The sequence below is a fragment of the Streptomyces sp. NPDC091649 genome (assembly GCF_044756785.1).
Lineage (GTDB): Bacteria > Actinomycetota > Actinomycetes > Streptomycetales > Streptomycetaceae > Streptomyces.
Window position 1 is genome coordinate 191,660 of the sequence record NZ_JBIVTR010000010.1, and the last position, 18,970, is coordinate 210,629.

Annotated in this window: 18 protein-coding genes and 1 pseudogene; 11 read left to right on the forward strand and 8 right to left on the reverse strand. The window is 71.6% G+C overall.

Annotated elements, in window-relative coordinates:
• Positions 1-48: 48 nt before the first annotated feature.
• The 4 genes and pseudogenes from ACIQMU_RS19055 to ACIQMU_RS19070 form a co-directional block, all read right to left on the reverse strand.
• Positions 49-510, reverse strand: a pseudogene (locus tag ACIQMU_RS19055) (alpha/beta hydrolase); the annotation flags it as partial.
• A 384-nt stretch (positions 511-894) separates the two neighbouring features.
• Positions 895-2,352 (reverse strand): catalase, encoded by a 1,458-nt coding sequence (locus ACIQMU_RS19060; protein WP_352240718.1) that lies wholly within the window; start codon positions 2,350-2,352, stop codon positions 895-897.
• 246 nt (positions 2,353-2,598) lie between these two features.
• The gene (locus tag ACIQMU_RS19065) at positions 2,599-3,492 is read right to left on the reverse strand and encodes a 2-hydroxy-3-oxopropionate reductase (RefSeq protein ID WP_356724578.1); all 894 of its coding nucleotides are present in this window, start codon (positions 3,490-3,492) and stop codon (positions 2,599-2,601) included.
• A gap of 94 nt (positions 3,493-3,586) precedes the next feature.
• The gene (locus ACIQMU_RS19070) at positions 3,587-4,426 is read right to left on the reverse strand and encodes a TIM barrel protein (protein WP_402689260.1); all 840 of its coding nucleotides are present in this window, start codon (positions 4,424-4,426) and stop codon (positions 3,587-3,589) included.
• A 264-nt stretch (positions 4,427-4,690) separates the two neighbouring features.
• Between ACIQMU_RS19070 and ACIQMU_RS19075 the strand changes: the two genes are divergently transcribed.
• The 9 genes from ACIQMU_RS19075 (at position 4,691) to ACIQMU_RS19115 (ending at position 13,027) form a co-directional block, all read left to right on the forward strand.
• Positions 4,691-4,942 (forward strand): hypothetical protein, encoded by a 252-nt coding sequence (locus ACIQMU_RS19075; protein WP_352240721.1) that lies wholly within the window; start codon positions 4,691-4,693, stop codon positions 4,940-4,942.
• Positions 4,943-5,058: 116 nt separating this feature from the next.
• Positions 5,059-5,379, forward strand: coding sequence for a helix-turn-helix domain-containing protein (locus tag ACIQMU_RS19080; protein ID WP_356725002.1), 321 nt, complete (start codon positions 5,059-5,061; stop codon positions 5,377-5,379).
• 155 nt (positions 5,380-5,534) lie between these two features.
• Positions 5,535-6,071, forward strand: coding sequence for a 2-oxo-4-hydroxy-4-carboxy-5-ureidoimidazoline decarboxylase (gene uraD / locus ACIQMU_RS19085; protein WP_402689261.1), 537 nt, complete (start codon positions 5,535-5,537; stop codon positions 6,069-6,071).
• A gap of 20 nt (positions 6,072-6,091) precedes the next feature.
• Positions 6,092-6,481 carry a hydroxyisourate hydrolase gene (uraH, locus tag ACIQMU_RS19090; protein ID WP_352240723.1) on the forward strand — a complete coding sequence of 130 codons (390 nt, stop codon included), beginning with the start codon at positions 6,092-6,094 and terminating at the stop codon, positions 6,479-6,481.
• Between the two features lie 7 nt (positions 6,482-6,488).
• On the forward strand, positions 6,489-7,412 hold the full coding sequence (pucL, locus tag ACIQMU_RS19095; protein WP_352240724.1) for a factor-independent urate hydroxylase: 924 nt from the start codon (positions 6,489-6,491) through the stop codon (positions 7,410-7,412).
• Positions 7,413-7,480: 68 nt separating this feature from the next.
• Positions 7,481-8,884: a nucleobase:cation symporter-2 family protein gene (locus ACIQMU_RS19100; protein ID WP_402689262.1), complete on the forward strand. Its 1,404-nt coding sequence runs from the start codon at positions 7,481-7,483 to the stop codon at positions 8,882-8,884.
• A 45-nt stretch (positions 8,885-8,929) separates the two neighbouring features.
• Positions 8,930-10,318 (forward strand): 8-oxoguanine deaminase, encoded by a 1,389-nt coding sequence (locus ACIQMU_RS19105; protein WP_352240726.1) that lies wholly within the window; start codon positions 8,930-8,932, stop codon positions 10,316-10,318.
• 363 nt (positions 10,319-10,681) lie between these two features.
• Positions 10,682-12,139, forward strand: a complete 1,458-nt coding sequence (locus tag ACIQMU_RS19110) for a nucleobase:cation symporter-2 family protein (RefSeq protein WP_352240727.1) — start codon at positions 10,682-10,684, stop codon at positions 12,137-12,139.
• Positions 12,140-12,343: 204 nt separating this feature from the next.
• Positions 12,344-13,027 (forward strand): alpha/beta hydrolase, encoded by a 684-nt coding sequence (locus ACIQMU_RS19115; protein WP_352240728.1) that lies wholly within the window; start codon positions 12,344-12,346, stop codon positions 13,025-13,027.
• Positions 13,028-13,156: 129 nt separating this feature from the next.
• Here the strand turns inward: ACIQMU_RS19115 and ACIQMU_RS19120 are convergent, their stop codons facing one another.
• Entirely contained in the window at positions 13,157-13,783 is a 627-nt protein-coding gene (locus tag ACIQMU_RS19120) for a TIGR03086 family metal-binding protein (RefSeq protein ID WP_352240729.1), read from the reverse strand.
• Positions 13,784-13,949: 166 nt separating this feature from the next.
• Between ACIQMU_RS19120 and ACIQMU_RS19125 the strand changes: the two genes are divergently transcribed.
• Positions 13,950-14,942 (forward strand): fibronectin type III domain-containing protein, encoded by a 993-nt coding sequence (locus ACIQMU_RS19125; RefSeq protein WP_402689263.1) that lies wholly within the window; start codon positions 13,950-13,952, stop codon positions 14,940-14,942.
• A gap of 199 nt (positions 14,943-15,141) precedes the next feature.
• Here the strand turns inward: ACIQMU_RS19125 and aceB are convergent, their stop codons facing one another.
• Positions 15,142-16,761: a malate synthase A gene (aceB, locus tag ACIQMU_RS19130; protein ID WP_402689264.1), complete on the reverse strand. Its 1,620-nt coding sequence runs from the start codon at positions 16,759-16,761 to the stop codon at positions 15,142-15,144.
• A 261-nt stretch (positions 16,762-17,022) separates the two neighbouring features.
• Entirely contained in the window at positions 17,023-17,592 is a 570-nt protein-coding gene (locus ACIQMU_RS19135) for an NTP transferase domain-containing protein (RefSeq protein ID WP_402689289.1), read from the reverse strand.
• A 297-nt stretch (positions 17,593-17,889) separates the two neighbouring features.
• On the opposite strand from ACIQMU_RS19135, the gene ACIQMU_RS19140 reads away from it, so the two are divergent.
• Positions 17,890-18,192: a DUF5955 family protein gene (locus ACIQMU_RS19140; protein ID WP_352240732.1), complete on the forward strand. Its 303-nt coding sequence runs from the start codon at positions 17,890-17,892 to the stop codon at positions 18,190-18,192.
• 134 nt (positions 18,193-18,326) lie between these two features.
• Here ACIQMU_RS19140 and ACIQMU_RS19145 read toward each other — a convergent pair whose 3' ends face one another.
• Positions 18,327-18,968 carry a response regulator gene (locus ACIQMU_RS19145; protein WP_402689290.1) on the reverse strand — a complete coding sequence of 214 codons (642 nt, stop codon included), beginning with the start codon at positions 18,966-18,968 and terminating at the stop codon, positions 18,327-18,329.
• Positions 18,969-18,970: the final 2 nt, after the last annotated feature.

Below are 18,970 nucleotides of genomic sequence, written 5' to 3' on the forward strand. Positions count from 1 at the left end.
TGCCCCGGTGTTTCCGGCCCGCCCCGGCGTGCCCCCTTCCGGCACCGGTCATTCCGGCAGATCGGCGGAGAGGAAGGGAGCCAGGAGCGCGTACAACGCGTCGGGGCGGTCCAGGGGGATGATGTGGCCGCAGTCCTGGAGTTGGTGCCCGACCAGGTCGTCGGCGTAAGGGCGGAGCTGGCGTTCGAGCCCGGTGCCGATGGGGTGGGAGCCGACGGCCATGGTGGGCATCGTCAGCCGGGCCGTCGTGACGGCGTCCTGTATCTGCCGCGCGCTGGTGGGCAGGGCCCGGTAATAGGAGAACGCGCAGCGCAGGGCCTCGCTCCCGGTGTACGCGCGGAGGAAGGCCGCGCGGATGCCGTCGGGCACTCCGCGGCCGAGCGTCCCCGCGTCGAGGAACCAGTCGATGTACGGGGCCTCGTTTCCGGCCAGGACGGTCTCGGCGAGGCCGGGGACGGCGTGAAAGCCGAGCCACCACGGGGGGCCGCCGACGAGGACGTGTTCGGCTCCGGCGGCAGGCCGAGGACGGATAGGCGGACCGAGGGCGGGCAGGCGGACCGGTCCGGTCGTGCCGGAGAACGCGGAAGGGCGCGGAGTACGGGACCGTATCCGTACTCCGCGCCCTCGTTCACGGGTGACGCGAAGGTGGTGCTCGGTGACAGGGACCGCGGCGGCGGCGATCGGCACCGGGGCGGGCGTCTCCTTCAGGTCAGGAGACGGACCCCGGGTCCTTCACCACCGCACTGGCATCGCTCGACCGCCGCGGCCTCGTCGTCCCGCCCGCGCCGCGCGGCACCCCTCATCCGGGTGCGCGGTACGGGCGGGGTCCGGGGGGCCCGTATTCCCGGGCCCGGAGGGCCCGGCGGAGCCCGGCCCTGATCCGCCGGAGAGGCCCTAGTCCTCGCGCAGGGCGCGGACGGCCTCCTCGACGCGCTTGCCGTAGTCGGCGTCGGCGGCGCGGAAGTGGGCGAGGTTCTTCTCGATCACGTCGTCGCGGGTGACCTGCGAGAGACCTCCGGCGATGTTCGCGACCAGGCGGCCCCGCTCGTCCTCCGACATGAGCCGGAAGAGTTCGCCCGCCTGGAAGAAGTCGTCGTCCTTGGTGTGGGCGGGCGCCTCGTGCGTGCCCGTCCAGCCGTGGACCGCGAGCGGCGCGGAGAGTGCCGCGTCGGTCTGCGCGGGACCGGCGTACGAGTTGGGCTCGTAGTTCTTGTCGTGGCGCGAGCCGTTGCGGGTCGCGTGGACGCCGTCACGGCCGTAGTTGTCGACGACGGCGGTCCTCGGGGCGTTCACCGGCAGCTGGGTGTGGTTGACGCCCAGGCGGTAGCGGTGCGCGTCCGCGTAGGCGAACAGCCGGCCCTGGAGCATCTTGTCCGGGGACGGGCCGATGCCGGGCACGAAGTTGTTCGGCGAGAACGCGGCCTGCTCGACCTCGGCGAAGACGTTGTCCGGGTTGCGGTCCAGGACGAGGCGGCCGACCCGCTGGAGCGGGTAGTCGCCGTGCGGCCACACCTTGGTGAGGTCGAACGGGTTGAACCGGTAGTCGGCGGCCTCGGCGGCCGGCATCACCTGGACGTACAGCGTCCAGGACGGGTTGACCCCCCGCTCGATGGCCTGGAGCAGGTCCGTCTGGTGCGAGTTGGCGTCCTTGCCGACGAGCTCGGCGGCCTGCTCGGCGGAGAGGGACCGCACGCCCTGGTTGGTCTTGAAGTGGTACTTGACGAAGAACGCCTCGCCCGCGGCGTTCGTCCACTGGTAGGTGTGCGAGCCGTAACCGTTCATGTGGCGGTACGAGGCGGGGATGCCGCGGTCGCCCATCAGCCAGGTGATCTGGTGCGTCGCTTCGGGGGCGTGCGCCCAGAAGTCCCAGACGTTGTCCGGCTCCTGCTTGCCCGTGAACGGGTCGCGCTTCTGCGAGTGGATGAAGTCGGGGAACTTGATCGGGTCCTTGATGAAGAACACCGGGGTGTTGTTGCCGACCAGGTCGTAATTGCCCTCGTCCGTGTAGAACTTGAGGGCGAAGCCGCGCGGGTCGCGGACGGCGTCCGCGCCGCCGAGCGAGTCCGCGACCGTGGAGAAGCGGATGAACGTCTCGGTGCGCTTGCCCACTTCGCCGAGGAAGTCGGCGCGGGTGAAGCCGGTGACGTCGTCGGTGACCTCGAAGTAGCCGTACGCGCCGGAGCCGCGGGCGTGCACCACGCGCTCCGGGATGCGCTCACGGTTGAAGCGGGCGAGCTTCTCCAGGAGGTGCTGGTCCTGGAGGAGGATCGGTCCCCCGGCACCGGCGGTGGCGGAGTTCTGGTTGTCGGCGACCGGGGCGCCTGACTCGGTCGTGAGCACACGCTTAGCCATGTGGCGGGATGACCTTTCGTACGAGCTGCTGACGGCTTGAGGAGCGTAGATTCGCCGTGAAGTAACGTCAACAGTTTGTTGAAATCGAAGAGGATGGTTCCGGGCCGCGGCGGCGCCTGGGCGCGACAGGACAGGTGTCAGCGCCACCGCGGCCCGGAGTTCGGGGGGCCCGTCGTGCGGGCCGTGGCCCCGGGAGCGGTCCGGCGGTGGTGGCCGGTCCGCCCCGCCACGGGGCCGGGGGGAGGATCAGACCCGGGAGCCGGACAGCCGCTCGACCGAGCGCAGCAGCGCCGAGTGGTCCAGGCCGCCGTCGCCCTGGGCGCGCAGCGAGGCGACCAGTTGGGCGACCACGCCACCGACGGGCAGGGCCGCGCCGACGTTGCGGGCGGCGTCCGTGACGATGCCCATGTCCTTGTGGTGCAGATCGATGCGGAAGCCGGGCGCGAAGTCCCGCTTGAGGAAGTTGTCCTTCTTGCGGGTCAGCACGGTGGAGCCGGCCAGGCCGCCGTTGAGTACGTCCAGCGCGGCGGCGAGGTCGACGCCGGACTTCTCCAGGAAGACCACGGCCTCGGCACACGCCTGGATGTTGACCGCCACGATCAGCTGGTTGGCCGCCTTCACCGTCTGGCCGGAGCCGTGCGGGCCGCAGAGGACGATGGTCCTGCCGAGCGCCTCCAGCAGCGGCTTCGCGGCGTCGAAGTCCGCCTGCTCGCCGCCGACCATGATGGACAGGACCGCCTCGATGGCGCCGGCCTCGCCGCCGGAGACCGGCGCGTCCAGGACCCGGATGCCCTTCGCGGCCGCGTTCTCGGCGAGGTCCACGGAGGTCTGCGGGGTGATGGAGGACATGTCCACCAGCAGCGCGCCGCTCCTGGCGTTCTCCAGGATGCCGTCGGGGCCGTAGGCGATGGCCTCGACCTGCGGGGAGGCGGGCACCATCGTGATGACGACGTCCGCGTCCCGGACCGCGTCGGCGATCGAGGAGGCGCCGGTGCCGCCGGCCGCGACCAGCCGGTCGACCTTGTCCTGCTCCAGGGTGTATCCCGTGACGTCGTAACCGGCCTTGATCAGGTTCTCGGACATGGGGGAGCCCATGATGCCGAGACCGATCCACGCAACCTTGGGGAGGTTGTTGCTCATGAGGGTGCCTTCCTGAAAAACGTGTGTACGTAAGACCCGCCGGCGAGGGGGTGGCGGGCGCGGCCGGTGGTCGCTCCGGCCCGTCCGCGATCGGTCAGCGGGCCGCTCGGGCCGATGCCGGGAGCCAGCCGAAGGACTCCGCGCTGGGCCGGTCGCCCGGCTTGTACTCCAGGCCGACCCGGCCCGTGTAACCGGCGTCCTTCAGCTCGTCGAGGAGCCGCTCCAGCGGGAGCGAGCCGGTTCCCGGCGCACCGCGTCCCGGATTGTCGGCGATCTGGACGTGGCCGGTCTTCGCGGCGTACGCCTTGATCACCTGGCTGAGGTCCTCGCCGTTCATCGAGAGGTGGTAGAGGTCCAGCAGGAACGTGGCGTTCCCCAGACCCGTCGCCGCGTTGACCTTGTCGATGACCTCGATCGCGGCCGGTGCGCTGACCAGCGGGTAGAGCGGCGACTCCGGCTTGTTGAGGGTCTCGACCAGGAGGGTCGCCCCGACGCGGTCCGCCGCGCGGGCGGCCAGGACGAGGTTCTCCAGGGCGAGGGCGTCCTGCACCGCCGGGTCCACGCCTTCGACGCGGTTGCCGTACAGCGCGTTGAGCGCCGTGCAGCCGGTCGAGGCGGCGAAGTCGGCCGCCACCTCGATGTTGGCCCGGAAGCGGTCCGACTCCGTGCCGGGCACGGAGAGCGCGCCTCGGTCGGGTCCGGGCAGCTGTCCGGCGTAGAAGTTCAGCCCCACCAGCTGGGTGCCGGCGTCGTCGAGCGCCTTCTTGAGGGCGTCGAGCTCGGCCTGCGGCGGGGTGGGGGTCTCGATCCAGGGCCACCACAGCTCGACCGCCGTGAAGCCCGCCGCGGCGGCTGCCGCAGGACGCTCCAGGAGCGGGAGTTCTGTGAAGAGGATCGAAAGGTTCACATCGAAGCGCTGGTCCGGGTATCCCATGAGGATGTCGGCGCTCCTTCCGTATTGCGGAAGTTAGTTTCTGCTTAACGGAAGATTGCCCGGCGGGTGACGGGGCTGTCAAGGGGGTGCCGGAAAATTCGCCCCGGCCGGCGGTGTGCGGAAGCGGAGGCGCGGGCGCCGCGGGGCCCGCGCCGTGACCGCCGCCGTCGGGCCCCGAGCGCACCGGAGCGGTTCCGCCCGGCGGATACAGTCGTGGCCGAGCCGCGGGGGCCCGCACCCGGGCGAGGACACCATGGAGGCACAGTGCGCTTGAGGGTGGAGTTCACCACCGAGCCGTTCGATCTCGACGAGGCGCCCACCCACGCGGTGGTGGCCCGGGAGGTGATTCAGGGGGCCGGCCTGGACGCCGTCGACGTCGGCCCCTTCGGCAACACCGCGGAAGGGGGTGCGGACGAGGTCCTCACCGCCGTGGACTCCCTGCTGCGGAGGGCCCTGGCCTCCGGCGCCACCCGCGTCTCGCTCCAGGTGAACGTGATCGGGGGAGAGGCGTCGTGACCGAATCCGTCGATCGCCCCCCGGCCGCGGGCGTCGGTGCCCCTTCCGGGGCCGATGGCCCGCCGGTCGCGGCCGGCCACCCTCTCGTGTCGGCGGTGAAGCCGCTCGTCGACGCGATGGGCGCGGAGCTGCTGGTCCCCGAGGAGGCTCAGCAGGACGACGTGGTGCTGGCCTGGGAGGGCCGGGACGTCATAGCCGTGCGCCTGCCCCAGCTCTCCGACTCGCTGGACCACATCCTCGCCGCGATGGAGCGGCGGCACGGAATGCCGCTCGCCGACCTCGACCGCAAGGCCAAGCAGGGTGTCGTCCGGACGCTGGAGGCACGTGGTGCCTTCTCCGTACGGCACGGGGTGGAGACGGTGGCGAGCGCCCTGGGGGTCTCCCGGTTCACCGTGTACAACTACCTGAACCGGGAACATGCGGCCAAGGGCGAGTAGTTGGCCGAACACGCACGAAAGCCGCCGTCCGCATGCCGGGACGGCGGCTTTCTTCGTTCGCGAGATTTCAACAAAGTGTTGACGTCGTGTTGTCGAGGGCGTTAGCTATCCGCAGCCCGAACAACGCACAGCGAAAAACAGCCACGGAGGCTCCCGTGACTTCGAGCTCCACACCGGGCCTCACCCGGTTCAACACCCTGGCGGGCGGCGAGGCCACTCCCGCACTGCACGAGGTGTGTGCCAGTGCGGCCTGGGGAAGCGCCATCCTCGCCGGGCGCCCGTACGCCACCGAAGAAGCCCTGCTCTCCGCGAGCGACGCCGCCATGGCGGAGCTCACCGCGGAGGACCTGGCCGAAGCGATGGCGGGCCACCCGCCGATCGGCCGGCCGAAGCCCGGCGACCCGACCTCCTCCCGCGAGCAGCGGGGGATGGCCGGGGCCTCCGAGGAGCTCAAGACCGAGATGCTCGAACTGAACCTGGCCTACCAGGAGCGGTTCGGACATGTCTTCCTGATCTGCGCCACCGGCGCCACCGGCGAGCAGATGCGCGACGCGGTGAAGTCCCGGATCGGGAACTCGCCCGAGCAGGAGCAGGAGATCGTGCGCACCGAACTGGGCAAGATCAACCGCATCCGGCTGACCCGTCTCGTGACGGAGACCCTCGCAGAGGGCGCCCCCGCACAGGACTCTTGAGATCTAGGAGAGTGACGGTCTTGAGTACCGACACGACCGCATCGGTGTCCACCCACATCCTGGACACCAGCATCGGCCGCCCCGCCGCGTCCGTAACCGTCTCGCTCGCCGCCCGCAGCGGCGGCGACGCGCCGTACGTGACGCTCGGAGCGTCCGCGACCGATGCGGACGGGCGCTGCAAGGACCTCCCGGCACTGCCGGAGGGAACAAGCCATGTGCGTCTCGAATTCGACACCGAGGCGTATTTTTCCAAGAAGCAAGCCGAGGCGCAGCAGGACGCCCCCCGCGTAAGGGACAGCGGCGCGTTCTTCCCGGAAGTGACGATCGCGTTCGCGGTCGTCCCGGGCGAGCACTATCACGTACCGCTGCTGCTCAACCCGTTCGGCTACTCCGTTTACCGAGGGAGCTAGCACCGACATGCCCACGATTCTCGGCCAGAACCAGTACGGCAAAGCAGAGAACCGCGTCGTCAAGATCGTGCGGGACGGCGACACCCACCACATCAAGGACCTGAACGTCTCGGTCGCCCTCTCCGGCGACATGGACGACGTGCACTACTCCGGCTCCAACGCCAATGTCCTGCCGACCGACACCACCAAGAACACGGTGTTCGCGTTCGCCAAGGAGCACGGGATCGAGTCCGCCGAGCAGTTCGGCATCCACCTCGCCCGGCACTTCGTCTCCTCGCAGGAACCGATCCACCGCGCCCGGATCCGGATCGAGGAGTACAGCTGGGAGCGCATCGCGACCTCCGACGGCAACTCGAAGTTCATCGGCGCCGACGAGGTCAAGCACTCCTTCGTCCGCAAGGGCCAGGAGACCCGCGTCTCCCAGATCACCTACGACGGTGAGAGCTGGGAGGTCATCTCGGGGCTCAAGGACCTGACGGTGATGAACTCGACCAACTCCGAGTTCTGGGGCTACGTCAAGGACCGGTACACGACGCTGAAGGAGGCGTACGACCGCATCCTGGCGACGGACGTCTCCGCCCGCTGGCGCTACAACTGGACCAGCGACGAGCAGCGCATGCCGAACTGGGAGAAGTCCTACGAGCAGGCGCGCAAGCACATGCTCCACGCCTTCGCCGAGACGTACTCCCTCTCGCTCCAGCAGACCCTGTACCAGATGGGTTCGCGCATCATCAACAGCCGAAGCGAGATCGACGAGATCCGCTTCTCGCTGCCGAACAACCACCACTTCCTGGTGGACCTCGAACCGTTCGGCCTCAAGAACGACAATGAGGTCTACTTCGCGGCCGACCGTCCCTACGGTCTGATCGAGGCCACCGTGCTCCGGGACGGCGTCGAGCCGAAGATCCCGGTCGACATGACCAACCTCTGACGCGGCAATGAACCGGCCCCCGTCCGCGCGACGACGGGCGGGGGCCGGGCATCCCGGAGGGAACACCCATGGCACAGCCTGCAACGGGGCCGGCAGAAGCCCCAGGTAAAACCGCACCGGCGAGCTCCGCGGACACGGCGGTTCACCCGGTCGACGAGAAGCTTCCCCCCGCGCGGCTCGTCCCCGCCGCGCTCCAGCACATCGCCGCCATGTACGCGGGCGTCGTCACCCCTCCGCTCATCATCGGCCAGGCCGTCGGCCTGGACACCGCCGGCATGACCCGGCTCATCGCGGCGAGCCTCCTGATCGCCGGACTCGCCACCATCCTGCAGACCGTCGGTCTCGGCCGCTTCGCCGGCAACCGGCTCCCCTTCGTCAACGCCGCATCCTCCGCCGGAATCGCGCCGATGCTCGCCATCGCCGAGACCAGCGCGCCCGGGCGCCAACTCCCCGCGATCTACGGGGCGGTGCTGGTCGCCGGAGTCTTCTGCCTGACGGTCGGCCCCTTCTTCGGCAGACTGCTGCGCTTCTTCCCGCCACTCGTCACCGGCGTGGTCATCACCCTCATCGGCGTCACCCTCATGCCGGTCCCGGTCGCCTGGGCACAGGGCGGGGACGCCACCGCCGCCGACTTCGGCGCCATGAAGTACCTGGCGCTGGCCGCCTTCACGCTCGTCGTCATCCTGCTCATCCAGCGCTTCGGCCGCGGCTTCCTCAAGCAAGTGGCCCTGCTCATGGGTATGTTCGTCGGAACGCTGGCCGCGATCCCGTTCGGACTCGCCGACTTCTCCGCGCTGAAGTCCGCACCGCTCGCCGCCCTGCCGACCCCCTTCGCCTTCGGCGCGCCGGAGTTCCACCCCGCCGCCGTCCTCTCCCTCTGCATCGTCATGCTCGTCCTGATGACGGAGTCATCGGCCGGCATGATCGCCCTCGGGGAGATCTGCGACCGCCGCACCGACGGCCGTACGATCACCCGGGGCCTGCGCACGGACGGCATCGCCACCCTCCTCGGCCCGGTCTTCGGCGGTTTCCCCACCAGCGCCTTCGCCCAGAACGTCGGCGTCGTCTCGCTGACCCGCGTACGCAGCCGGTACGTCGTCGCGGCGGCGGGCGGCGCCCTGCTGGTCCTCGGCGCCTTCCCGGTGCTCGGCGCGGTCGTCTCGCTCGTCCCGATGCCCGTCCTCGGCGGCGCCGGCATCGTCCTCTTCGGCTCCATCGCGGTCAGCGGCATCCGTACGCTCTCCGAGGCGGGCCTCGATGACAGCTCCAACATCATCCTGGTGGCCGTCGCGCTCGGCGCGGGCATCATCCCGCTCGCCGCGCCCACCTTCTACGCCGGATTCCCGGCCTGGGCGCAGACCGTCCTCGGCTCCGGGATCAGCGCGGGAGCACTGGTCGCGGTCGTGCTCAACCTGTTCTTCCACCATCTCGGCACCCACGGCCGCACCGCTGTGGCACTCAAATCCTCCTAGGGTCCTGCCGTGCCCATATCGCCACAGAAAGCGGAAGGAAGCACCATGGCAGCTTCGGCGGACCCTCAGCGCATCATCATCGAGAACTGTTCGATCGCCACCGTCGACGCCCAGGACACGGAGTACGCGTCCGGGTACATCGTCGTGGCGGGCAACCGCATCGAGTCCGTCGGCGCCGGCCAGGCTCCGCAGGGCCTCGCCGGAGTCGTGCGGCGGATCGACGGCACCGGGCACCTCGCGACGCCCGGCCTGGTCAACACCCACCACCACTTCTACCAGTGGATCACCCGGGGCCTGGCCACCGACCACAACCTCTTCAACTGGCTGGTCGCCCTCTACCCGACCTGGGCGCGCATCGACGAGCCGATGGCCCGCGCCGCGGCGCAGGGCTCGCTCGCCATGATGGCCCGCGGCGGCGTCACCACCGCCATGGACCACCACTACGTCTTCCCGAAGGACTCCGGCGACCTCTCCGGCGCGATCATCGGCGCCGCCCGCGACATGGGCGTACGTTTCACCCTCGCCCGGGGCTCCATGGACCGCAGCGAGAAGGACGGCGGCCTGCCCCCGGACTTCGCCGTCGAGACCCTCGAAGGCGCGCTCGCCGCCACCGAGGCCACGATCGACGCCCACCACGACGCCTCCTTCGACGCCATGACCCAGGTCGCCGTCGCACCCTGCTCCCCGTTCTCGGTCTCCACCGAACTGATGCGGCAGGGAGCCGCACTGGCCCGCCGCAAGGGCGTACGGCTGCACACCCACGGCTCGGAGACCGTCGAGGAGGAGCAGTTCTGCAAGGAACTGTTCGGGATGGGCCCGACGGACTACTTCGAGTCGACCGGCTGGCTCGGCGACGACGTGTGGATGGCCCACTGCGTCCACATGAACGACTCCGACATCGCCGCCTTCGCCCGTACGGGAACCGGCGTCGCCCACTGCCCCTCCTCCAACGCCCGTCTCGCCGCCGGGATCGCCCGGGTCCCCGACATGCTCGCCGCCGGCGTGCCGGTCGGCCTCGGCGTGGACGGCACCGCCTCCAACGAGTCCGGTGAACTCCACACCGAACTGCGCAACGCCCTGCTCATCAACCGCCTCGGCGCCCACCGCGAGGCCGCCCTGAACGCCCGTCAGGCCCTGCGCCTCGGGACCCACGGCGGGGCCCGAGTGCTGGGCCGCGCCGACCAGATCGGCTCCCTTGAGGCCGGCAAGCTCGCCGACCTCGTCCTGTGGAAGCTGGACACCCTGGCCCACTCCTCGATCGCCGATCCGGTGACCGCGCTCGTCTTCGGCGCGGCCGCCCCGGTGACCCTCTCCCTCGTCGACGGCAAACCGGTCGTCGAGGGCAACCACCTCACCACGGTGGACGAGGACGCCATCGCCCGCGTCACCCGCGACGAGGCCCGCCGCCTCGCGCAGATCGCCGCCGGGGCCTGACCCCCGGCGGTATCCCCGACCGGCCGGTCGAGGGGGACGGCCCGAGACCGGCCGCCGTGGACCCGAGCGGGGTCCACGGCAGCCGGTCCGGGGGGGGGGGGGGCCGCGCCGCCGCCCCCCCCCCCCCCCGCGGGGGCACCGGCCCCCCCCCCCCCCCCGCCCGGGCCCCCCCCCCCCCCCCCCCCCCCCCCCGCCGGACCGGTGATGAACGCTGCCCGCACACACCCCGGTGCGTGCCCCCCCGCACCCCCCTCTGCACGACCTGCACCACCTGAGAGAGCCGCAAGCACCGCCGCACCACTTACGCATCACCTCCCTGACACCCGCGTCGCCGACGACGCGTAACCGACCGGAGGAACCGCCGTGGCCGCTAAGCCCAGGTTTCGCAAAGACGCAGACCCAGCCACCCTCGACGCGACGGCCGACACCGCCGCGGACGGGGGAGACGACCGGAAGCACCCGGTCGACGAGACCCTGCCCCCACTGAAGATGTTCACCAGCGGCCTGCAGCACGTGGCCGCCATGTACGCGGGCGTGGTGGCTCCGCCGCTCATCGTGGGTCCGGCCGTCGGCCTCACCGCCAAGGAGACCGCCTTCCTGATGGGGGCGAGTCTGTTCACCGCGGGGATAGCCACCCTGCTCCAGACCATCGGCTTCTGGAAGGTCGGCGCCCGGCTGCCCTTCGTCAACGGCGTCTCCTTCGCCGGCGTGGCCCCGATGATCGCGATAGGCAAGGACCGGGGGCACGACGGGATCGCCGTCATCTTCGGCGCGATCATCGTGGCGAGCATCCTCGGCTTCGTCCTCGCCCCCTACTTCTGCAAGCTGGTCCGCTTCTTCCCGCCGGTCGTCACGGGCACCGTGATCACCCTGATCGGCGTCTCCCTGCTCCCGGTCGCCTTCAACTGGTCCCAGGGCGGCAACGCCTCGGCCGACGACTACGGTTCGATGACCAACATCACCATGGCCGCCGTGACCCTGGTGATCGTGCTGGCCCTGCGCAAGCTGCTGCGCGGCTTCCTCCAGCAGATCGCGATCCTCCTCGGCCTGGTCATCGGCACCCTGATCGCCATCCCGGCCGGCATCACCGACTTCGGCGCCATCAAGGACGCCGACGTGGTCGGCTTCCCGACGCCGTTCGCCTTCGGCGCCCCGCAGTTCGAGATCGCCGCCATCATCTCGATGTGCATCGTGATGCTGGTCTGCATGACCGAGTCCACCGCGGACATGCTGGCCCTGGGCAAGATCGTCGGCCGCCCGGCCGACGAGAAGGTGATCGAGGGGGGTCTGCGCGCCGACACCCTCGGCAGCGCCATCAGCCCGTTCTTCAACGGTTTCATGTGCAGCGCCTTCGCCCAGAACGTCGGTCTCGTCGCCATGACGAAGATCCGCAGCCGCTATGTCGTCGCGGTGGGCGGGGTGATCCTGATCGTCCTCGGCCTCGTACCGGTCGCCGCCTCGGTCATCGCGCTCGTACCGCTGCCGGTGCTCGGCGGGGCGGGCATCGTCCTGTTCGGCACGGTCGCGGCGAGCGGCATCCAGACCCTGGCCACCGCCGCCCTGGAGAAGGGCGAGAACGCCCTGATCGTGGCGGCGGCCGTCGGCATCGGCCTGATCCCGATCGCCGCGCCGCGGTTCTACCACGCCTTCCCCGAGGACCTGCTGGTCGTCCTCGACTCGGGTATCTCCACCGGCTGTGTGGTGGCGATCGTGCTGAACCTCGCCTTCAACCACTTCGGCCGCAAGCCCGACGCGGCGGACGAGGAGCAGGCGCCGGGCGAGCACGTCGTGCCGGCGGCCGCGGGGGTGGGCGTCCACTGACGGACAACGCGCACCCCGGTGAAGCCCCGTGCCCCCGCACGGGGCTTCGGCCACCCCGGGCGGGGGCCCCGTCGGCCCGGCAGGCGTCCCCGCGGGCCTCCACCGCGACGGTTCTCCGGCCGCGGACTCCGCGCTTCACCCGCCCAGCCCGCCGGCCGGGCCCCTGGGAGCCGGCCGGCGCCCGTCGGCTGTAGCGTCAGGGGCATGGAAGATCAGTCTGTTGTGGATGTCGGCGATGTGCGCCTCGCGTACCGGACCTGGGGTGATGCGTTCGGCTCGCCCGTCGTGCTGCTGCACGGTCTCGGTGGTTCGGCCGCGAACTGGGAGGCGGCCGGCGCCCTGCTCGGCCAGGAGTGGCGGGTCTTCGCCCTGGACCTGCGCGGCCACGGTGAGAGCGACTGGCCCGACGACTACGGCCTGGACCTGATGGCCGAGGACGTCGTGGGCTTCCTCGACGAACTGGAGCTGGACCGGGTCGGCCTCGTCGGCCACGGCATGGGCGGCGTCGTCGCCCGGCTGCTGGCACAGGAGCACTCCGACCGGGTGGAGCGGCTGGTGCTGGTGGAGGCCCCGGCCCCGTTCCCCGGTGACCCGGGTCCGGCGGGGCGGGCCGAGGGTCCGGTGGACTACGACGAGAACGCGGTGCCCGCCGTACGGGACCAGCTCGCCGATCCCGGCCCGGACGCCGACGAGGGCCTCGGTGACATCGTGGCCCCGACACTGGTCATCACCGGGGGACCGGAGAGCCCGATGGAGCAGCACCGGCAGCCCGACGTGGCCTCCCTGATCCCGGACTGCCGGCTGATCACGGTCCCCGGCGGCCACCGGATGCACGAGACGCGGGCGGACCAGGTGGCCGCGCACATCACGGAGTTCTTCACCAGTTGAGGAACGTCGCCGACCGGGGGAGTCCCCGCCGCGGGCGGGCGGCGCGGGCGCGGTCCCGCGGCCGGCCCCCGGGCGCGAAGGAGGGCGGCGCGTCCCCGGCCCCCGCGCCCGCCGCTCGGCAGACCCGCCTCAGCCGCCCGGCCGCCAGTCGGGACGGCGGCCGCTGAGGGCGATGACCCGGTCCAGCGGCGGGGCGTCGTCGGGCACCGGGACCGGCGGGCCGAAGAGGCCGCTCGCCTCCTCGCCGTCGGGGCTGTCCTCCGCCGGGGCGAGCAGGGCCTCGCAGCACCGCAGCTCGGCCTCGCCCGCCGCGTACGGCTGCCCGGTCGACCGCGCCAGGTCCCAGCCGTGCACGACGAGTTCGTTCAGCGCGACGGCCCCGGCCACGTCGCCGGGCAGCTCGACCCCGCCCGCCCGGGTCATGCCGGTCCAGGCGGCGGGGGAGCGCCAGGCCGCCGCCATCTCCTCCAGCCGCCGGGGCAGCATCCGGCGCCAGTCGTCGTCCAGGACGGGGAGGGCGGAGTCCGGCGCGAGTGCGGTGCTCGCCCCGAGGTCCTTGCGGGCGGCGTCGCGGAAGGCGGCGGCCAGCCCGGCGAGATGGCCGAGCAGCTCCCGTACGGCGTAGTCGGGGCAGGGTGTGGGGCGCTCCAGCCCGCTGTCGTCGACCGCACCGAGCAGTTCGGCGATCCGCCGGGCGGCCGGCTCCAGGTCGGGTAGGCCCGCGGCGTCGGACGTGGTGGTCTCCTGTGCATCCATACAGGGAAGACCCCTCCAGCGCCGGAAACTCATCGGCCGACCGTACGCCCGGACCGCCGCGGTCCCGGACGGGGGCGCAACCCGGCATATAGCGGAAGGTTCCCCGCCGGACTCTTGTCGGAAGCCCCCGCGCCATGTCATACAGGTCTGGACCATTGCTGTCCGGATGGAAGGCACCCCCGTGCAACGCCCCCACATGTCTGCCGCGTTGGCCTGTTCCGCCGCTCTGCTCCTCGCCGCCCTCGCCGCCTGCGGCGGCACCGCCGACGCCGACACGCAACGCCCCAGCACCCCCGAGGGCGTGACCGCGCAGGCCAGCAGCTCCACCTCGGTGCACGTCATGTGGAAACCCGCCTCCGACAACAAGGCGATCGCGGGCTACGAGGTCTACCGGGAGGAGACCAAGGTCCGCTCCGTTCCGGCGACGAAGCACATGATCGACGTCGACGGGCTGGCGGCCTCCACGGACTACACCTTCACGGTCCGCTCCAAGGACGCCGCCGGAAACCTCTCCGCGCCCAGCACCGTCGTGCCCGTCACCACGCAGGCCACCCCGCCCGACGACGACGAGCCGCCCACCGCCCCGGCGAAACCGGCCGGAACGATCCAGGGCAGCCGCGCGGCCACCCTGACCTGGCGGCCGGCCAAGGACGACGTCGGCGTCACCTCGTACGACATCTACCAGGAGGACGCCCGGATCCACAGCGTGCCGGGCACCGAGACCACGGCGAAGGTGACGGGCCTGCGCCCCGGGACCGTGTACACCTTCACCGTCCGGGCCCGGGACGCCTCCGACAAGTCCTCGCCCGACAGCGACGCCGTCGACCTCACCACCGCCCCGGCCGCCGGAGCGCCCGCGAGCACCGCCCCCACCGGACTGCGGACCAAGGTCGGCAAGGAGGGGGCCGAGTTCACCCTCGACCTGTCCTGGGACCAGCCCGACACGGGCGGGGTCGTCCCCGCCTACGAGCTCCACATGAACGGCGAGCTGACCACCACCATCGTCTGGGGCGGCACGCCTCCCCAGGGCCGCGCCACCTATCGGCTGAACCTCTCGGACCCGGTGGGCACCCGCTACTCCGTGAAGCTTCGGGCCAAGCTTCCGGACGGCACATGGGGCGACTTCTCCGCCCAGCGGACCGTCGTCCTGACGGACTGACCGGCGTTCGGGGCGTTACGGGCCGCCGCGTCCAGGCGTGCGGCGCCGCGCTCCCCGCGCCGACGGAGGCCGAAGCCGCTGCCCGCGCCCCGGCGTGCGGCACCGGCGGCGGATGCGGGCGGGCGGCCCCCGGGGGACACCGCCGCCCCCGGCGCTGTGCGGTGCCGGGGGCGGGGCGACGTACCCGAAGGGGGGCGGGTCAGCGCAGTTGCTCGTACGCGGGCAGGGTCAGGAAGTCCGCGTAGTCCTGGTCCAGGGAGACCTGGAGCAGGAGGTCGTGGGCCTGCTGCCACTTGCCGGCGGCGAAGTCCTCCTCGCCGACCTCCGCGCGGATCGCGGCCAGTTCCTCGGCGGCGACCTTGCGGGCCAGGTCCGCCGTGGCGTGCTCGCCGTTCTCGAAGACCACGTCCGCGTTGATCCACTGCCAGATCTGCGAACGGGAGATCTCGGCGGTGGCCGCGTCCTCCATCAGGTTGAAGATGGCGACCGCGCCCAGTCCGCGCAGCCATGCCTCGATGTAGCGGATGCCGACCGCGACGGCGTTGCGCAGGCCGTCGTACGTCGGGCCGGCGTCGAGGGAGTCGACGGCGATCAGGTCGCCCGCGGCCACCGAGACGTCCTCGCGCAGCCGGTCCTTCTGGTGGGGCTTGTCGCCGAGGACCGCGTCGAAGGAGGCCAGGGCGATCGGGACCAGGTCGGGGTGGGCGACCCAGGAGCCGTCGAAACCGTCGTGCGCCTCGCGGTCCTTGTCCGCCTTGACCTTCTCGAAGGCCACCTTGTTGACCTCGGCGTCGCGGCGCGAGGGGATGAAGGCGGCCATGCCGCCGATCGCGTGCGCGCCGCGCTTGTGGCAGGTGCGGACCAGGAGTTCGGTGTACGCCCGCATGAACGGGGCGGTCATCGTCACCGCGTTGCGGTCCGGGAGGACGAACTTGGCCCCGCCGTCACGGAAGTTCTTGACGATGGAGAAGAGATAGTCCCAGCGGCCCGCGTTCAGTCCGGAGGCGTGGTCGCGCAGCTCGTAGAGGATCTCCTCCATCTCGTACGCGGCGGTGATCGTCTCGATCAGCACCGTCGCCCGGACCGTGCCCTGCGGGATGCCGACGTAGTCCTGGGCGAAGACGAAGACGTCGTTCCAGAGGCGGGCCTCCAGGTGCGACTCCGTCTTCGGCAGGTAGAAGTACGGACCCTTGCCCAGGTCGATCAGGCGCTGGGCGTTGTGGAAGAAGTAGAGGCCGAAGTCCACGAGCGCGCCGGGCACCGGGGTGCCGTCCAGCTGGATGTGGCGCTCGTCCAGGTGCCAGCCGCGGGGGCGGGTGACGACCGTGGCGAGTTCGTCGGCGGGCTTCAGCGCGTAGGACTTGCCCGACCGGGGGTCGGTGAAGTCGATGCGACGCTCATAGGCGTCGGTCAGATTGAGCTGGCCGAGGATCACGTTCTCCCAGGTGGGAGCGGACGCGTCCTCGAAGTCGGCGAGCCAGACCCGCGCGCCCGAGTTCAGGGCGTTGATGGTCATCTTGCGGTCGGTCGGACCGGTGATCTCCACCCGGCGGTCGCTCAGGGCGGCCGGAGCCGGCGCGACCCTCCAGGAGTCGTCCGCGCGGATCGCCGCCGTCTCGGGCAGGAAGTCCAGCGTGGAGGTGCGGGCGATCTCGGCGCGGCGCTCACCGCGCAGGGCGAGCAGCTCATTGCGGCGCGGGGTGAACCGCCGGTGCAGTTCGGCCACGAACGCGAGGGCCGCGTCGGTCAGGACCTCTTCCTGCCGGGGCAGGGGCTCGGCATCGACGATGGCCAGCGTGGACGGCGCTGGTGCGGACATGAGCTGTCACTCCTTCAGCGGGCGGCGGCGTCTCATGGCCGCCGGGTCGCCTGAGACGGCACGGCGTGCCATGGCTCCGAGATACGGCCGTGGGTGCCGTCTGAGGTTCAGAGGGCTTCTGACCAGTGGATAGTAGTTTCCTTATGGTGGAAGTTCAATGGTTTGTTGATGTCGAGATTCTCCGGGTCGACAGAAACGGTCCCGCGGCGGCGCCGCGTGCCGGTGCGGCCACACACCGTTCGCGGCGAGCGGCCGGGTCCCTCACTCCAGGCGCCTCAGATCCTGCGCGGTGTCGATGTCGTACGCCTCGGCCACATCCGAGCACTCCACGAGCGTGATCGCGTCGCGGTGCTCCCGCAGATAGGCCCGCGCACCCTGATCGCCCCTCGCCCCCACCGTGATGTCCGCCCAGCGAGCCGCCCCGAACAGCACCGGGTGGCCCCGCTCGCCGCCGTACGAGGCGGCCACCAGGCTCGCGCGCGAGCGGTACGCCGAACGCACCCGCGCCACCGCCTCCGCCCCGATCCCCGGCTGGTCCACCAGGAGGACGAGGGCCGCGTCCGCGTCCGTCGCGCCCAGTGCGGCCAGCCCCAGGCAGAGCGAGGAGCCCATCCCCCCCTCCCAGTGCGGGTTCACCGTCACCACGCAGCCCGCGAGGTCCGCACGGGCTCGCACCTCGTCGGCCGCCGCGCCCAGCACCACGTGCAGCGGGCCGCAGCCGCCGTCCCGCAGGGAGCGCACCGCGTGTTCGATCAGCGGGCGGCCGCGGTGCTCCAGCAGCGCCTTCGGGCGGCCGCCGAGCCGACGGCCCCCTCCGGCGGCCAGCAGCACCCCCGCGACCTCGGGGTTCTTCGCACCGGACCTCGGGGCCGCGCTCGTGGCCGGGGCCGTGTCCCAAGTCGCCTCTGTCGTCGTGTTCGTGACCATGGGGTCTGGATACCACTGGGCCCTTCGCACACGCGACACGCAAGTCACCCTCAGGGGTAACCCCGATTTCTTTCCGTGGGCTGGCGCGCACTGCCCGTCATGGCGTTAACTTGCGGGCGAACCCGGGGACTTGGCCACAGACCGGGTTCGGGGGTTACACCGGCACACGGATGTGCGAGGGGGAGTGCTGTGTTGCGAAGCGTGGGGCAGAAGCAGCTGGCCGGCAGCGCCGAGGACCCGAGAGTGGCCGAGCTGCGGATGGCCGTCTCCCGGCTCCGCAGGGAGCTGGCAGGGCTCCGGGCCGACTTCCCGGACCGGCCGATCGCCGAGGACGAACTGGCGGCCCTGGACACGATGGCCGTCAGCGGAGTGCCGGAGATCCCCCGGATGCGCCGTTCCCTGCTGCTGATCGCGGGGGCCATCGGCTCGGTGAGCGCGCTGGCCGCCGCCCTGCGCGAGGTGCGCAACGCCGTCGACCTCTTCGGCGAGCCTCCGCGCGGGTGAGTCACCACGCGGAGCCTTCACTCGGGGCGGGGCACCGCGTAGCGCCTCCGCGCGGGCGGGGCACCACGCGGGACCTTCGCGCGGGTGAGCGCGAACGGGAGCCCCGACGCCGGTGAGACCACCCGCCTGCCGCGTCAGCGGCGGATGAGCCGGCGCGCCGTGGCCGCCGCGACCGCCGACGTGCGGGAGTCCACGCCCAGCTTGGCGTAGATGTGCACCAGGTGGGACTTCACCGTGGCCTGGCTCAGGAACAGCCGCTTGCTGATCTGCAGGTTCGACAGGCCCTCCCCGACCAGCTGGAGCACCTCCAGCTCCCGCCGGGTCAGCGCCTCGGCCGGGGTGCGCATCCGGTCCATCAGTCGGTGTGCCACCGACGGCGCCAGCGCCGAGCGGCCCGCCGCCGCCGTGCGCACCGCCGCCGCCAGCTCCTGCGGCGGGGCGTCCTTCAGCAGATATCCGCTCGCCCCGGCCTCGACCGCCGCCAGGATGTCCGCGTCGGAGTCGTACGTGGTGAGGATCAGGACCCGGGGGCCGTCCGGTGCGGCGGTGATCGTCGCCGTGGCCTCCGACCCGTGCATGCCCGCACCGAACTGGAGGTCCATCAGGACCACGTCGAAGCCGCCCGCCGCCGCCAGGGCGACGGCCTCCTCGGCGGTGGCGGCCTCACCGGCGACCCGGAAGTCCGGCTCGGTGTCCAGGACCGCCCGCAGACCCGCCCGGACGACCGGATGGTCGTCCGCCAGCAGCAGCCGGATCGCGTCCCCGCTCACGCTCACGT

Excerpts from the sequence above, each read along its gene's own strand:
- ACIQMU_RS19060 (WP_352240718.1), bottom strand. The coding sequence starts at position 2,352 with ATGGCTAAGCGTGTGCTCACGACCGAGTCAGGCGCCCCGGTCGCCGAC.
- ACIQMU_RS19065 (WP_356724578.1), bottom strand. The coding sequence starts at position 3,492 with ATGAGCAACAACCTCCCCAAGGTTGCGTGGATCGGTCTCGGCATCATG.
- ACIQMU_RS19070 (WP_402689260.1), bottom strand. The coding sequence starts at position 4,426 with ATGGGATACCCGGACCAGCGCTTCGATGTGAACCTTTCGATCCTCTTC.
- ACIQMU_RS19080 (WP_356725002.1), top strand. The coding sequence starts at position 5,059 with ATGGGCGCGGAGCTGCTGGTCCCCGAGGAGGCTCAGCAGGACGACGTG.
- pucL (WP_352240724.1), top strand. The coding sequence starts at position 6,489 with ATGCCCACGATTCTCGGCCAGAACCAGTACGGCAAAGCAGAGAACCGC.
- ACIQMU_RS19100 (WP_402689262.1), top strand. The coding sequence starts at position 7,481 with ATGGCACAGCCTGCAACGGGGCCGGCAGAAGCCCCAGGTAAAACCGCA.
- ACIQMU_RS19105 (WP_352240726.1), top strand. The coding sequence starts at position 8,930 with ATGGCAGCTTCGGCGGACCCTCAGCGCATCATCATCGAGAACTGTTCG.
- ACIQMU_RS19115 (WP_352240728.1), top strand. The coding sequence starts at position 12,344 with ATGGAAGATCAGTCTGTTGTGGATGTCGGCGATGTGCGCCTCGCGTAC.
- ACIQMU_RS19120 (WP_352240729.1), bottom strand. The coding sequence starts at position 13,783 with ATGGATGCACAGGAGACCACCACGTCCGACGCCGCGGGCCTACCCGAC.
- ACIQMU_RS19125 (WP_402689263.1), top strand. The coding sequence starts at position 13,950 with ATGGAAGGCACCCCCGTGCAACGCCCCCACATGTCTGCCGCGTTGGCC.
- aceB (WP_402689264.1), bottom strand. The coding sequence starts at position 16,761 with ATGTCCGCACCAGCGCCGTCCACGCTGGCCATCGTCGATGCCGAGCCC.